This is a genomic window from Candidatus Poribacteria bacterium, assembly GCA_026702755.1.
In the GTDB taxonomy this organism is placed as follows: domain Bacteria; phylum Poribacteria; class WGA-4E; order WGA-4E; family WGA-3G; genus WGA-3G.
Genome location: JAPPBX010000010.1, coordinates 37,688 through 51,169 on the forward strand (window position 1 = coordinate 37,688; position 13,482 = coordinate 51,169).

13 protein-coding genes are annotated in these 13,482 nt (G+C 47.4%); 3 read left to right on the forward strand and 10 right to left on the reverse strand.

The window, feature by feature from the left end:
• Positions 1-39: 39 nt before the first annotated feature.
• Positions 40-1,005 (forward strand): zinc-binding dehydrogenase, encoded by a 966-nt coding sequence (locus OXH39_01725; protein ID MCY3549149.1) that lies wholly within the window; start codon positions 40-42, stop codon positions 1,003-1,005.
• Between the two features lie 129 nt (positions 1,006-1,134).
• Here the strand turns inward: OXH39_01725 and OXH39_01730 are convergent, their stop codons facing one another.
• Positions 1,135-2,184, reverse strand: coding sequence for a Gfo/Idh/MocA family oxidoreductase (locus OXH39_01730; GenBank protein ID MCY3549150.1), 1,050 nt, complete (start codon positions 2,182-2,184; stop codon positions 1,135-1,137).
• A 51-nt stretch (positions 2,185-2,235) separates the two neighbouring features.
• On the opposite strand from OXH39_01730, the gene OXH39_01735 reads away from it, so the two are divergent.
• Positions 2,236-2,871, forward strand: coding sequence for a tetratricopeptide repeat protein (locus tag OXH39_01735; GenBank protein MCY3549151.1), 636 nt, complete (start codon positions 2,236-2,238; stop codon positions 2,869-2,871).
• A gap of 12 nt (positions 2,872-2,883) precedes the next feature.
• On the opposite strand, the gene OXH39_01740 is transcribed toward OXH39_01735, so the two are convergent.
• From OXH39_01740 to OXH39_01780, 9 genes are all read right to left on the reverse strand, one after another.
• Positions 2,884-3,369, reverse strand: coding sequence for a hypothetical protein (locus tag OXH39_01740; GenBank protein MCY3549152.1), 486 nt, complete (start codon positions 3,367-3,369; stop codon positions 2,884-2,886).
• The gene (locus OXH39_01745; GenBank protein MCY3549153.1) at positions 3,356-4,822 is read right to left on the reverse strand and encodes an AAA family ATPase; all 1,467 of its coding nucleotides are present in this window, start codon (positions 4,820-4,822) and stop codon (positions 3,356-3,358) included. Before OXH39_01745 ends, OXH39_01740 begins: the two co-directional genes overlap by 14 nt.
• 111 nt (positions 4,823-4,933) lie before the next feature.
• Positions 4,934-5,722 (reverse strand): LamG domain-containing protein, encoded by a 789-nt coding sequence (locus OXH39_01750; protein MCY3549154.1) that lies wholly within the window; start codon positions 5,720-5,722, stop codon positions 4,934-4,936.
• A gap of 120 nt (positions 5,723-5,842) precedes the next feature.
• A complete protein-coding gene (locus OXH39_01755; protein MCY3549155.1) occupies positions 5,843-6,613 on the reverse strand; it encodes a LamG domain-containing protein in 771 nt (256 codons plus the stop codon).
• A 272-nt stretch (positions 6,614-6,885) separates the two neighbouring features.
• Entirely contained in the window at positions 6,886-8,583 is a 1,698-nt protein-coding gene (locus OXH39_01760; protein MCY3549156.1) for a thiamine pyrophosphate-requiring protein, read from the reverse strand.
• 57 nt (positions 8,584-8,640) lie between these two features.
• Positions 8,641-9,453 carry a phytanoyl-CoA dioxygenase family protein gene (locus tag OXH39_01765; GenBank protein MCY3549157.1) on the reverse strand — a complete coding sequence of 271 codons (813 nt, stop codon included), beginning with the start codon at positions 9,451-9,453 and terminating at the stop codon, positions 8,641-8,643.
• Positions 9,454-9,479: 26 nt separating this feature from the next.
• Complete coding sequence (locus OXH39_01770; GenBank protein ID MCY3549158.1) at positions 9,480-10,292, reverse strand: phytanoyl-CoA dioxygenase family protein; 813 nt, start codon at positions 10,290-10,292, stop codon at positions 9,480-9,482.
• A 32-nt stretch (positions 10,293-10,324) separates the two neighbouring features.
• Positions 10,325-11,359, reverse strand: coding sequence for a Gfo/Idh/MocA family oxidoreductase (locus OXH39_01775; GenBank protein ID MCY3549159.1), 1,035 nt, complete (start codon positions 11,357-11,359; stop codon positions 10,325-10,327).
• A 154-nt stretch (positions 11,360-11,513) separates the two neighbouring features.
• A complete protein-coding gene (locus OXH39_01780; protein ID MCY3549160.1) occupies positions 11,514-11,789 on the reverse strand; it encodes a hypothetical protein in 276 nt (91 codons plus the stop codon).
• A 538-nt stretch (positions 11,790-12,327) separates the two neighbouring features.
• Here OXH39_01780 and OXH39_01785 point away from each other — a divergent pair.
• Positions 12,328-13,455 carry a mandelate racemase/muconate lactonizing enzyme family protein gene (locus tag OXH39_01785; protein ID MCY3549161.1) on the forward strand — a complete coding sequence of 376 codons (1,128 nt, stop codon included), beginning with the start codon at positions 12,328-12,330 and terminating at the stop codon, positions 13,453-13,455.
• Positions 13,456-13,482 lie beyond the last annotated feature (27 nt).

Sequence of the window (13,482 nt, forward strand, 5' to 3'; positions counted from 1 at the left end):
CCCATCGGTCAGATCGTAGCAAGAGGTCATAAATAAAAAATGAAAGTTGGGCAAATTGTTGCACCCCGTCAGATTGAAATTGTTGACATAGAACAACCAAATCTCGCCGATCATCCGGACGGAACGGTGATGATAAAAACGCTCCACAGTGCCATCTGTGGAACCGATATGCCATCGTTCGTCCTTGAACATCCAGCCGAAAGTTATCCGCTCGGACCGGGACTCTCGATCCACGAGGCAATTGGTGTTGTAACGGACAGTAAATCAGACAAGTTCAGAGTAGGGAACGAGGTTCTCGCCCTGCCACGCCACGTCGGTGGACTTTCAGAATACTTTTTATCGGATGAAAACGCCACATTGCTGTTGACGGATTATCCACGGAAGGACTGTATCCTGATGTCCCAACCGCTTGGAACCGTCGTTTGGGCGTGTCGGAAGCTGCCGAACCTACTTAACCTCGATACTGTTGTTGTCGGACAGGGACCGATGGGACTTCTCTTTACGCATATATTGAGCAATCTTGGCGCGCGGACGGTGATTACGACCGATTTAGTCGATTTCCGACTCTCAGTTTCCAAGAAGATGCATGCCACCCATACGATTAACGCTGCGGAGGAAGACCCTGTCGCTATCGTTGAGGAAATTACAGAAGGCAGAATGGCAGATCTGGTCATTGAGGTTGTTGGACACCAAACAGAAACCATCAATCAGTGTCTCGAACTGCTAAAACGCGAAGGGACGCTCCTCGCCTTTGGCGTACCGGACGACCAGATTTACGATTTCCACTTCGCAGATTTTTTCCGTAAAAATATTAAATTCATCGGCTCGGTTGGACCGGATGTTCCGAACGATTTCCCTCTGGCAATGGATATGATTTCCCAAGGACGTATTGACGTGTCTCCGATTATTACACATCATCTGCCTTTTACAGAGGCACAACTCGGATTTGAAATGGCACTAAACAAGAAAGATGAAGCGATTAAGATAGTCTTTGACTATGAGTAGTTGTCAGTTGTCAGTTGTCGGTAAGATCAGTTTGCAACAATCCTTCCCAACTTGGAGTATTCCAGAGAGTGGTGAATTGTTACAGATAGACTCTTAACCGAGAGCAGATAACCGAAGACCGATAACCATCTACAATGGCAATTCAACCGGACGACCTTCACGACTTGATTGGTAGATGGCAAGAATAATCTCAACGGCTTTGCGCCCCTCACGTCCATCGACGAGATGCGAAGCATCTTTTTCAAGTCCGTTGATCAGGTTTTCCATCTGCCGTCTGTGATTTGCATGGTTAATCGCACGCGGGTCAGATGCGCCGCCACCGGTATCTGTCTTTTGGGCGAATTTCTCTCGGATTTCCGCATCTTCAGGAAGTTCAGGATCGAATTCCCATGTAACGATGTCTTCTTCGGCTAAGACAACAGTCCCGTGTGTACCGGAGATTTCGGTTTTCTTAAGCATGCCGGGGTAAGCAGCGGTTGTGCCCTCAATTACACCCAGTGCACCGTTTTCAAATCGGAGCGCGGCGACAGCGGCATCCTCAACCTCTATCCGCTCGTGCGCTAAAGTATCGGTAAACGCTTGCACAGATTTGACAGGTCCCATAAAATACTGCAGTAGATCGATGGCATGGATAGATTGGTTCATGAGTGCGCCACCGCCGTCAAGATCCCATGTACCTCGCCAGCCGCCACTGTCGTAATACTCTTGAGAACGGTACCATTTGATATAGGCATCGCCTAAAGTTAGTTTGCCGAATCGTCCGCTCTCAATCGTGGATTTAACGAGTTGTGTACTTTCGGTGAAACGGGAATTGAAGATAGCACAGAGTCGAACAGCGGCTGCATCACACGCTTCAATAATCTGATCGCACCGTTGTAGCGTAATCTCCAACGGTTTTTCAACGATGACGTGCTTACCGGCTTGTGCTGCGGCGACGGCGGGTTCCAAGTGTGCACCGCTCGGCGTACAGACGCACACGATATCAAGGTCGTCTCGTTTGAGCATCTCCATATAATCGGGGTAGCTGTCAACGTTGTATCGATCAGTGAGCCGTTTGGCGTTCTCAGCGTTTCGTGAACTGACTGCGACCAATTGCCCGTGTTCTAATTCAGAAATTGCGGCGGAGTGGAAATCGGAAATCATTCCGCACCCAATAATACCAAATCCGTAAGTTTTCATATTTCGTGTATTCCTTTTGTGAAAACGAAAATTTGTGAGTTTAAAAAAATTATGATTTCTAACGAGAATCCAATTACAGAAAATCCAACTACAGAGGAAGAGGAACAGACGCTTGGCAATAAGGTTTTTAGAATTGTCTGTATGACCTTCTGCCTTGCAGTAACGGTACTGTTTCTTTGGGTCTGGCATCACCGAACCCAGTTCAACGACCACTACCGGAAGGGAAATTTTCTATTGATGGGCAGCGGCGAAGCAAAGCAAGCCATTGACGCGTATCAGAAGGCGATCAAAAATAAAAAGCGCACAATTTTCTTTACGAAAGAACCCTCGGTTTACAATAATCTTGGACAAGCATATTTATATGCTGGAGAATATGCCCCCGCCGTTGAGAACTTTAAAAAAGCGATTGAGATGGCACCAGATGTAGCAAGAGGATATGTGCATCTGACAATCGCCTATCTCCGGCAAAACTTAGCTGCAGAAGCGCGTGAGGCGTGCCTACATGCCCTGCAAACCTTCCCAAAGACTGCCCGACTCCACTATAACCTCGCGTGCGCTTACGCGTTAGAGGATAAATCTCAAAAAGCGATAGACTCGCTCACACAAGCAGTAAGTCTCAACCCAGAACTCAAAACGCTTGCACAACAAGAGGAGGTACTTAAAGGAATTGTGCCTGAATTGCCCTGAATTCCAAGTACTTTACAATACATCTGCCAACTTTCTACCACAGCGCGCCGTCTTAATTTCAAATGATTTCCCACCGAAAGGTACTTGTGACTGAGGCTTTTTGAGTCGTTCAACTTCCGCTGTACTAATACTCCTACAAAATAGGATTGGGCGGCAGATGTTTTTAACACCCCTCGGTGTGTAATCAATAGCAAAAGCAGCACCACTTTTTAATTGTCTTGCTGCTTGTGACGCGTCAACATTACTGCCTCCTTTGAGTTCCATCGGAATAACTACAAAGTTTCCTACGTCGTCGAAGTAGAAGAGAACACACTCACATTGATTTTCCCCTTCTTGTCCACTCGGAAATACTTTGTCTAAATCCACCACAACTCGATTGCTTTCTGATACACCAGTTAAGTTTACGCTGCATCGACCCCGTCTAAACGAGTTTCCGCTAAAAAGATTTTCTTTACCTATCCGATCTCGGATACCTTCAAGAATTTCACTCCTGTTCAACCTCGGTGCCTCCTGCTGTCTCCGCAAGTTGACCTCGGAGGTCTACCGAACGATTGTAGAGTTCCTCAGCTACTTCTCCATACTCCTCTGGCTCTATCCCTGCGATATGCTCGAACGAGATCTCCTCTACTGGTTTGTCTGTACGGAACCACCACGCGCCAACCTCTTCTTTTGTCAACCAAGTCTCCGATTCAGTCTGATTTTCCTCTATTTTCATTACTTCACCTTCGCGAACCAAATTGCTAATTTGCTCAAGGAGCCAGTTGCTATGTGTTGTTATAATCACGCGAACACCAGCGCGCACTAAGCGGGCGAGGGTCAGAGCAACCTTAGTTTGGGCAGCGGGATGCAGATGGGCTTCAGGCTCTTCAATGATGAGCGTATCACCCACTTGAACAACACCGTGTAGGAACAACACGAGCGGCGCGAGCTCAGATACCATTGATGAAGATCGGTTCATACGTAGCGTCTGTTCCGATTTTTGTGGGCGATAGCGAAATTCCGGATATCCTGTCGCAGGTCGTCTAACTTCTATCTCTCCACGTAGGACCTCGTCTTCCAGAACTTTGACAATTCCACTCATCTCATCTGAAAACCAGCGACGTTCATCGTAATTAATGATTTGCTTCAGAAAATCCGCTATCATCCCCGAAAATACAGGAATTTCAGAGAACTGTTCCAACCCGACACGGGTAGCACGGTCTACAAGTGAACTGGCAATCATACCGTGGCTTTGCATGATACCGCTCCGGGCAGCAGGAAGGTAATAAGATTTTGTAGGCGCAATCCAACTAAAACCGCGCACGGGTTCTTGCCTCCAATCTCTAGTGTCAAGTGCCTCTCGCAACGCGGTCCTATCGTCGGGACGCAGGACTGTATCTTCACTTATAGAACCATCTGTAGTAACTTCGGTGCCAGAGTTATAGATGCCAAATGACCAGAGGATCTGGTTTTCCTCGCGAACTTCCAATAAGATCTTCATTGCATCATGCCGACTGTCCGTAAATCTTATGAGTTCTGAAGCGGACTCAAGATCGAAACACCGTCTAAGTTCATCTTTAAACCTTTCAGAATTCACCAAATCTGATTGCAACCGGTCTCGTAACCACTGCGGTGAATCAGAAAATTTGAATGGCTGTCCAGACACATTTAATTTTTCAAGCACCTCTCGCGTTTCTGTTGATAATGCTTGAGTCGAGCCGATGGGATGTCGCGAGTAGTGAACACTAGCTAATTCGAGAATACGATGAGGCGACCAAGGAACGCGTGAGATTCCATAAAAAGTACGGTGTAATGCATAAATGAGCGCGGAGAGATAGGTCTTACCGGTGTTACTCTCACCAACAAACACAGTTAGCGGACGCAAATCTATCTCCGCTTTCTCTATGGGTCCAAAATTTTCAACAGCAATTTGGACATCTGGATGCTTTGATAAACTCTTGGTATCAGGCATTACGTTTTCCTATTAGCAAAGGTTTTAAATCAATTATACGCCTATTCCTGCCTATTTGCAACAAAAATGGGCGAGAATAAATCCCGCCCATCTCCGTTCAAACAGGCAGCACTATCTCTTCAAATTGCCCCAGATTGTCGCCAATTTACCGCGGGCAGAAACATCAAGGGTGTCCTTGACGATCTGCTGGAGTTCAACTTCAGAAAGCGCATAGTTAGCTAACATCAATTCATCAATACGTCCCTGAAAGAAACGCGGACAGCATCCGTTATTCTCACCGCCGAACCGTAAAGGTTTATCCACTCTGCTTAGCCCAGGTCCCTTCTGTGCGATAGCAGTGCCATCAGATTCGCCATTGATATAGAAACCGGCTTCTTTTCCATCCCACACAACGGCAACATGGCTCCACTCTTTCGCCTTTATCTTACCATCAGAGATATGGTAACCCGGACTACTCGTCTCGTAGAAATAGTAAGCAAGTTTCCCTTCACCGGGTTCAATTTGCAGATAATAGGTGTTCTTGTAAAAGATGGTGAATTTGTTTGCCTGATCACCCGCTGGTAGTTCATCAGGATAAACCCACGCCATCATCGTAATCGCTTCGTCTATATCAATCTCATCGGAGTGCTTGACTTCTATAAAATCGGCTTTCCCAACTTTGCCAGCCATCTGCACGGCTTTGCCGAGGATACCCTCGGTCCACTTAATATTCCCAGTAAATTCTCCGACTAAACCAGCAGTATCCTCTTTACTCTGTTTCCCATTACCTTCGTCGAAATGCCAGACATACAGTTGTTTACCGAGTTGTTTCACGTTCCCTTTTCCGCCTGCAGCGTAACCTACAAAGCAGAGAAATAGATTTAGAAAAACGCATAGCATCACAAGCATTCGGATTCTCATCTGTGATTCCTCCTCATAGAATGAAAAGAAGGGCGGGTGCAAAACCCGCCCTTCGGTAGAAAACTTAGAAACAGGCAGGCGTTGTGGCACTGCTGCTACAATAGAGAAAAGTTATCTATTTTACCTCTTTAACTTACCCCACGTCGTGGCAAGTTTGTCTTTCGGAGACACAGCAAAGTAAACGCCGTTTTCCATATCTTGGTTAATTTCCTCAACTGTGAGTGCACGGTCATAGATGGCTACCTCATCAACTAAGCCGATCATACCGTTCAGTCCCGTTTGCGCTTTACCGATACGAAAAACAACTTCAATGCTGTTAATTTTACCCTTTGGTGGTGCGAATTCTACATCCAATTTGCCATCAATATATTGGCGAATCATATCACCATCGTAGGTAGAAGAGACATGGTGCCACTCCTCTAAATCGGGCTTAATGGTCTGTTTATTTCGGGAACCTTGCCACCCACCGATGTTAATCCATGTCTCAATCTGTGGGGCACCGGTAAACTGCGCGCTCCATTGGAGACAATAGCCGCCAACATTCGCCCCGCTCCTACGTCCCATCAAGTTAGAGTCACCTTGGGATTCTTCAGGGAAAAACCAAGCTTGAATCGTGAGTTCATCGGTGATGTCGAGTTCGGGGACTGCGTCAACTTCTACAAATTTTTGGGAGTCTTCAAGGTAGACAGCACCTCCGAATTTGCCATCTTTCGACCAGACTGCCCCTTCAAAAGTGCCTTCAATGCTATTCCCGCTCACGTCTGTAACTTTGCCACCCTCGTCTTCGTCAAAGGTGAAGTACAACATAAGCGCATCGTCATCGTTTAACGCCCACGCACTCACACTAAAACTTAAGGCAATGATGGAAAAAACCGTGATAATCGGTTTCATAACAGTGAGCTCCTTTCCGATAGTTCTCGGTTGTTAGTACGATTTGCTCCGCAAATCTTTCAGTTGTCGGTCATACGTGTGGCAGTCACATAAGTTGTGTCCACCACAATCAGCCCTTAACTGATTATTTAGTCAAACCTATACGAAGAAAGTTCGCTTTTTCGCTAAAATCCTTGCTGAGATGTAGGCAAAATTTGTAAAGTGGTCCAATAGTTAGGTTTATAAGATTTCAACCCTCGTCAGCAAAGGAAGCTGCGTAAGCCGTAAACTATTTAGAAGGAAGAAATCTGAATTTCCTTCGCTGTGATAAACTCAAGAAGCGCAGGAGTGCCTTCCTGCGTTTTCTGGATGCCGCGTTGAATAGCCGGAATAATCTGATCAGGTGTTTCAACACGCTCTCCATAACCACCGAACGCCTTCGCCATGTCAGCGTAGTGTCCAGAGATGTCTGTACTACGGAATTTTTCGGTAGACACGGGCATAATCGGAATCTCAATTGCCATAGAAAAATTATTGAATAACACAGAGAGAATCGGTATCCTCTCACGCACAGCGGTCTCAAAGTCCATACCGGTAAAGCCGATGGCGGCATCACCCCAAACGTTAACACAGAGTGCATCCGGTCTGGCGAGTTTGGCACCCATTGCGAGACCGAGACCGTAACCAAGCTGCGTCGTTTTGCCCCAACCGATATAGGTAAGCGGTGCGACAGACTGCCAGAATGGGGACATTTGGTCGCGTGGACTCCCCGCATCGTGCGTGATAATCGTATTTTTGACATCAACAGTATGGAGCAGATCCCAGATAACACGATACGGTGTCATCGGCACCTCATCAGAAGTGAGTTTCGGTTTCCATTCTTCGAGCCATTCCGATTTAACAGCACTAACTTCTCCAGTGACAGCAGCTGTACGATCTTCGGAGGCACCATCGGAACGGTCGCGGACCGCTTCCACCAAGCCATCTAAAATTAAACCTGCATCGCCAACGAGGGCAGTTTCAACCGGAACGTCCTTGTTGATGTCAGCAGGATCTAACGTCGCGTGAATAACGCGTTTTCCGTCGGGAATCTTAACACCGAAGCCTGTTCGCGTGAAGCTGCACCCGATACCGAAAATCAGGTCAGCTTTCTGGAGATAATGATGCACCGGTTTCGGGATCGCACGCCCACCAGAACCGAGTGCTAACGGATGATCTTCTGGAAAAGCACTCTTACCACCCAAACTCGTTGTTACAGGTGCAGCGAGCAGCTCCGCCAATTCTTTCAAAGAATCCCACGCTTGGGCGTAATGTACACCTTGTCCTGCATAGATAATAGGACACTCAGCATCAAGTAGTGCCGCTGCAGCGGCTTCAATCGATGCACTATCAGGTCCATAGCGCACGGTGGGGACAGGTGTCGGATCAAAGTCGTCGGAAATCTCCTCATTAAACAGATCCGACGGGAACTCAACGAGTGCAGGGCGCGGTCTACCGTTCCGGACTTGCGTAAAGGCGCGCCGCATCGCTTCCGGGACAGCTTCAGGCATTGTAACCTGCTCACACGACTTTGTTACGTGCCGATAGTTCAAAGCAGAATTGAAGTTCGGTTGGATTTGCGTTATGTTTCGGGAATAGCCACCTGGCAAAACCACAATCGGTGCGGAATCCCCATACGCTTGGGCGACACCACCGAAGGCGTTTTCGGAACCGGGACCGCTCTGCATACAGAACACACCGATCTTTTCTCCAGAGGTAATTCGGCTCATCGCATCCGCCATGTGAAGTCCAATCCGCTCCTGTCTGACGATAATCGGACGGATGTCTAATTTCGCCGCTGCCTCAATTATATGGTTAACGGGATACGCAAATAGGTATTCGACGCCTTCCGCTTTAAGGACTTTTGCAATTGCATCAACAACTTTCATATTTTTAATTTTCCTTGCGGTTCGGTGAGGCGGGTTAGTATTTTCAAGTGCCTCTCCGTATATCCGTCCTCCATTACATTACGGACTATGTCTTTGGTTTTTGCATCTAATAAAAAACACTTATACACTGGGATTCGTTGGTTTCCCAGCATCCATCACAAGCGGAAAGCTATCGCCTTCCAATTTATCGCCATCATTGACAGTGACGAAGGGTTTCATAACATGGTTTCCGCTGGCATCGTAAAGGGTTTTGCTTGTCATGTAATGCACCGCAATCGCACGCCGAGGACCTTCACTGGCGTTATCATGCGACCCATGCCACGTTAAGGAGTGATGGTAATGGACATGTCCTTTCGGAACAGGACAAAACTCCACCTCCAATTCATACTCCTCAAAGCGATCCGGCATAGAATGAATGTCCTTAATAGAATGCAAGAATGGGATCTGATTGCCCCAATGATGAGAACCGCGGACCATACGCATACATCCATTACTCTCATCAACATCATCCAACGCAACCCACGCACTTACCTGACTCGTTTTTGGCGTAAGAATGGGCCAATAGGGTGAATCCTGATGCCACATGTTGACACCACCCACTTGTGGCGGTTTATACTGAATCTGGTCGTGCCAGACGCGCAACTCCGTCGCTGACATCAGTTGTCCAATCTCTTCTACAATAATCGGGTTGTAAACGAGTCGGTGGTAGGCAGAACTTGCCTCCCAAATATTAACGACTTGCCAGACGGGACTCTCCTCTCTGCCACCGAGGTTGGCGATATGCACTGGCTGTGCAACATCGGCTTTCTCGTAGTCATCAATAACGCGTGCCAATTCCGAACGCAATTCCTCAACCTGTTCATCACTTAAAACACGGTTTCCGAGGAGAAAACCTTTCTCACGAAATGTGTCAACCTGGGTTTGGTTGAGCATATCTGTCTCCTGTAGACTAAAAAGATTTATATATTTGCTTTTGTCGGTTTCCCTTCATCCATCACAAGCGGGAAATGGTGACCTGCCAATTTATTACCGCCATTGACGGTAACAAAACGTTTCATGATGTGGTTCCCACTCTCATCATAGATAGTTTCGCTTGTCATATAATGCACCGCAATCGCACGACGCGGACCTTCACTGGTATTGTCATGCGACCCGTGCCATGTCAAGGCGTGATGGTAATGGACATGACCTTTCGGAACAGGGCAGAGTTCCACCTCTAATTCGTTATCTTCAAAGCGATCCGGCATTGTATGGATGTCCGGGATATCGCGCAGAAACGGCATCTGGCTGCCCCAATGATAGGAGCCGCGAACCATGCGCATACACCCGTTGCTTTCATCAACGTCGTCCAACGCAACCCAGGCACTTACCTGACTCGTTTTCGGCATGAGAATCCCCCACAACGGCGAATCCTGATGCCAGCGATTGACACCACCGACTTTGGGTGGTTTGTATTGGATCTGGTCGTGCCAGACCCGCAACTCTGTTGCCGACATAAGCTGTCCAATCTCTTCTACAATGACCGGATTGTGAACGAGTCGATGGTAGGCAGAACTCGCTTCCCAAATATTAACGATCTGCCACACCGGACTTTCCTCTTTACCACCGAGGTTGGCGATACGCACCGGCTGCGGAACCTCAGGTTTTTCGTAATTATCAATGACGCGTGCCAATTCTGACCGCAATTCGTCAACCTGTTCATCGCTGAGAACCCGGTTTCCGAGGAGAAAGCCTTTTTCGCGAAAGGTGTCAACCTGTGTTTGGCTGAGCATGCCTATTGCCTCCTATAACATCAATTATCTCTTTAACCGCCAGTTATCCTATTTTTGAGTTCCACCCACTCCTCATCGCTGAGTTTCGGGGGCCACGCAATCCGCTCGCCAATAAGCGCAGAACGATACGCCGCCATAATCAGATCAAAACCGAGTAGCGCGTATTCTAACCTGTTCCGATGTGGTTGATTCTCGTCATCCAACCATGTAGCAATCGCTTGCGTAAAGTCGCGCTGTCCGAATCTATCATCTTCGCCGAAGTGCGTTTTCTCAACAAAATGCTCTGCCATACCGTCAAACTGATAGCCCCATGAACCGTTTTCTCGCCACCACATTCTGCCTTTCGTCCCCCAAAAATCGAGGTTGCATCGCGGGTTACTGCCGGGGAAATCAATGGTACCGAACGCTGTCCGAGCGGACTCAAAAAAGACACGTGCGCCGTTCTCGAAGGTATAAATCGCCATCAAATCTTCGGGGCATTGTCGGTGCGGAACGTCATAGATTTCAGCACCCTGAACGGCACCCCACACGTGTGTAATCGGAATGTCTTTAAGAGCAAATAACACGACATCCATCAGGTGGGTATCCATATCGGTAATGTCGCCTTCGGTGCAGGCACGAATGAAGTGTATATCACCGAGACTATCGTCGGCAAAGAACTTCAGAAGCTTCTCAGCGAAGGGCAGATAACGCCGTTGATGATTGACGATAATTTTCAGTCCAGTTTTCTCGTATGCAGCGGCGAGTGCCTCTGCTTCGCTGGGTCTGAGCGCAAGTGGTTTCTCTATCACCAATGCCTTAACACCCGCTTCAGCGGCAGGTTCTACCCAGATATGTCGTGGTACTGTCGGTTCTGTGACAGCATGAACAATATCAGGTTTCTCCTTTTCTAACATCTCGACGTAATCTGTGTACCCCGGGATGTTCAGTTCTTCCACCGCTGCTTTTAGGCGTTCCTCGTCGATTTCGCAGATGGCAATTACCTTCATATTTTCGATGCCTTCATAACGTCGGGCATGGTGTACACCTCGCCTTCCGCCAACGATCCCAGTTCGATACATCCCCATAATGTGCCTCCTCGTTGAAGCGTGGAGCTTGCAGGTTTCCGAAATTTGCCATTATATTAGCATGCCGATAAATTTGTGTCAACCCATTGAATTATAATAGAGTATGTAAATATTTTGGCAGCGATTCGTCCGTTGATGGGGCTTATGAAATATATCAAAGCATCTCGGATCGGGAGAAGAATTTTCTGCTCTGGCAAAAACCTTTACGATCGCGCTCGGACCTCATGGCGACTGATTTGTCGTCAATTTTGAGATAATCGAAAATTCTTCTCCTTTCTGCTCCTAAATCGTTGTTTCTGTGCCGAGTTGATTGATAAAAAGGATCGTCAAGGCAGATAGAGATATTGCCTGTGAAGCCTTTTATGAGCGTCTCGCCGCGGGGTTGCGCGAACCCTTCTTTGTCGTTTTTTGAAGTTTTCAGCGTTTTCATTTTTTATCTCTTTAGATGTTTTGAAGCGTTGGGCATAACGGCTATAGAAGTTTATACCAAATCTGAGAAATATAGTAAAACCTACAATTAATTAGACATTGGAGAAGGGCGAGGTTACAAACCTCGCCAGCGGTGGTGAGGTGTTTTGTGTTTTCCAAAGTGCCCTCTTATTTTCGGGTTTTACTATAAATTTACATTTCAGTGGTTTTGAAAGGGATTAAAAGTTTCTGCGTGTAAGTGCGCAATGAATTGCGCGACTACGAACCGACATTTCGTTAATGAGAAGCGTTTATTCAGAAATGGTATATATTATAGCCTATACATTGACGTTTGTAAAGTTAAAATAAATTTAGTTATTAAGTTGGGTTTTACTGATTTTTGATTGGTTTCAATGCGTTTTCTGGTTTCATAGGTGTTTTTTTATTCCGTTCACCCTAATCTGAATGTCAAAATATTTACACACCTTGTTGTTAAATTCCCGCGCTTGTGATACAATACAACGCATCCAGATAAAATAACCTTCTATAGGAGGGGTTACATGAAGATTGATAAGATCGAGTCATTTTTCATTCGGAACGGCTACGTGATTCGGATTCATACGGACACAGGTATCAGCGGTGTGGGACAAACCGCCTGCTGGGGCTACCCAGAAGCCGTTGATAGCATCATCAACACATTTAAGAAACATCTCATTGGTCAAAATCCGTTGCGGATTGAGCATCACTGGCAATACCTCTACCGCATGGGTCCGTTTCGTGGGACTGCGTTGAGCGGTGCAATCAGTGCGATAGACATTGCGTTGTGGGACATCAAAGGTAAACATTTCGGCGTACCGATCTGGGAACTGTTAGGTGGGAACTGCCGTGATAAAATCCGATTGCACCTCCTCGGCGGCGGAAGCACTCCAGAAACGATGTATGAAGCGGCGAAAGCCGCTGTCGAAGAAGGTTTCACAGCACTCAAGTTCGACCCGGTGGTCGGAAACTTCCAAGACATGGCAGTCGATCGACTTGTCAAGACCGCCCGTGATATTGTCGCAGCGGCGCGAGAAGGCGGTGGGCCGGACCTTGATCTGATTGTTGAGGTGCACCGTAAACTGACACCCATGAACAGTATTGTGCTGGAATCCGCTTTAGCACCGTTTAATCTCTATTTCATTGAAGACCCGATCCAGATAGATACCATCACAACGCAGGGGGAATTAGCGAAGCGGATGACAACCCCTCTCGCTATCGGTGAACGCAATGTAAGCATCTGGGAATTCCGTGAAATCCTTGAAGCAGGCGGACCGCAATACGTGCGCCCGGACGTTGGTCTCGCCGGTGGTATAACACACTGCAAGAAAATCGCGGCACTTGCTGAGGCGTATCACAGCGCGGTTGTCACACATAACTTCCTTGGACCGCTCATTACTGCCGCATCGCTCCACTTAGACACGAGTATTCCGAACTTCATTACACAAGAGTATACGAAAGGCGATGAATCCGAAGACTTTGCCGTATACAAAGTCGCGTATCAACGAGAGGGCGGATACATCCCGATCCCCGATGCTCCGGGTTTGGGTATTGAACTGGACGATAGTTTAATCGAGCAGAACCCTTTTCAACCGATGAACACTGGTACGACACCGCTGCGTGAAGACGGCTCCGTCGCTTACGCGGTATAACAGCAGTCATCCATCAGCAGTCGGCTA

Excerpts from the sequence above, each read along its gene's own strand:
- OXH39_01730 (MCY3549150.1), bottom strand. The coding sequence starts at position 2,184 with ATGAAAACTTACGGATTTGGTATTATTGGGTGCGGAATGATTTCCGAT.
- OXH39_01750 (MCY3549154.1), bottom strand. The coding sequence starts at position 5,722 with ATGAGAATCCGAATGCTTGTGATGCTATGCGTTTTTCTAAATCTATTT.
- OXH39_01755 (MCY3549155.1), bottom strand. The coding sequence starts at position 6,613 with ATGAAACCGATTATCACGGTTTTTTCCATCATTGCCTTAAGTTTTAGT.
- OXH39_01785 (MCY3549161.1), top strand. The coding sequence starts at position 12,328 with ATGAAGATTGATAAGATCGAGTCATTTTTCATTCGGAACGGCTACGTG.
- OXH39_01775 (MCY3549159.1), bottom strand. The coding sequence starts at position 11,359 with ATGGGGATGTATCGAACTGGGATCGTTGGCGGAAGGCGAGGTGTACAC.
- OXH39_01765 (MCY3549157.1), bottom strand. The coding sequence starts at position 9,453 with ATGCTCAACCAAACCCAGGTTGACACATTTCGTGAGAAAGGTTTTCTC.
- OXH39_01780 (MCY3549160.1), bottom strand. The coding sequence starts at position 11,789 with ATGAAAACGCTGAAAACTTCAAAAAACGACAAAGAAGGGTTCGCGCAA.
- OXH39_01770 (MCY3549158.1), bottom strand. The coding sequence starts at position 10,292 with ATGCTCAGCCAAACACAGGTTGACACCTTTCGCGAAAAAGGCTTTCTC.
- OXH39_01725 (MCY3549149.1), top strand. The coding sequence starts at position 40 with ATGAAAGTTGGGCAAATTGTTGCACCCCGTCAGATTGAAATTGTTGAC.
- OXH39_01735 (MCY3549151.1), top strand. The coding sequence starts at position 2,236 with ATGATTTCTAACGAGAATCCAATTACAGAAAATCCAACTACAGAGGAA.
- OXH39_01745 (MCY3549153.1), bottom strand. The coding sequence starts at position 4,822 with ATGCCTGATACCAAGAGTTTATCAAAGCATCCAGATGTCCAAATTGCT.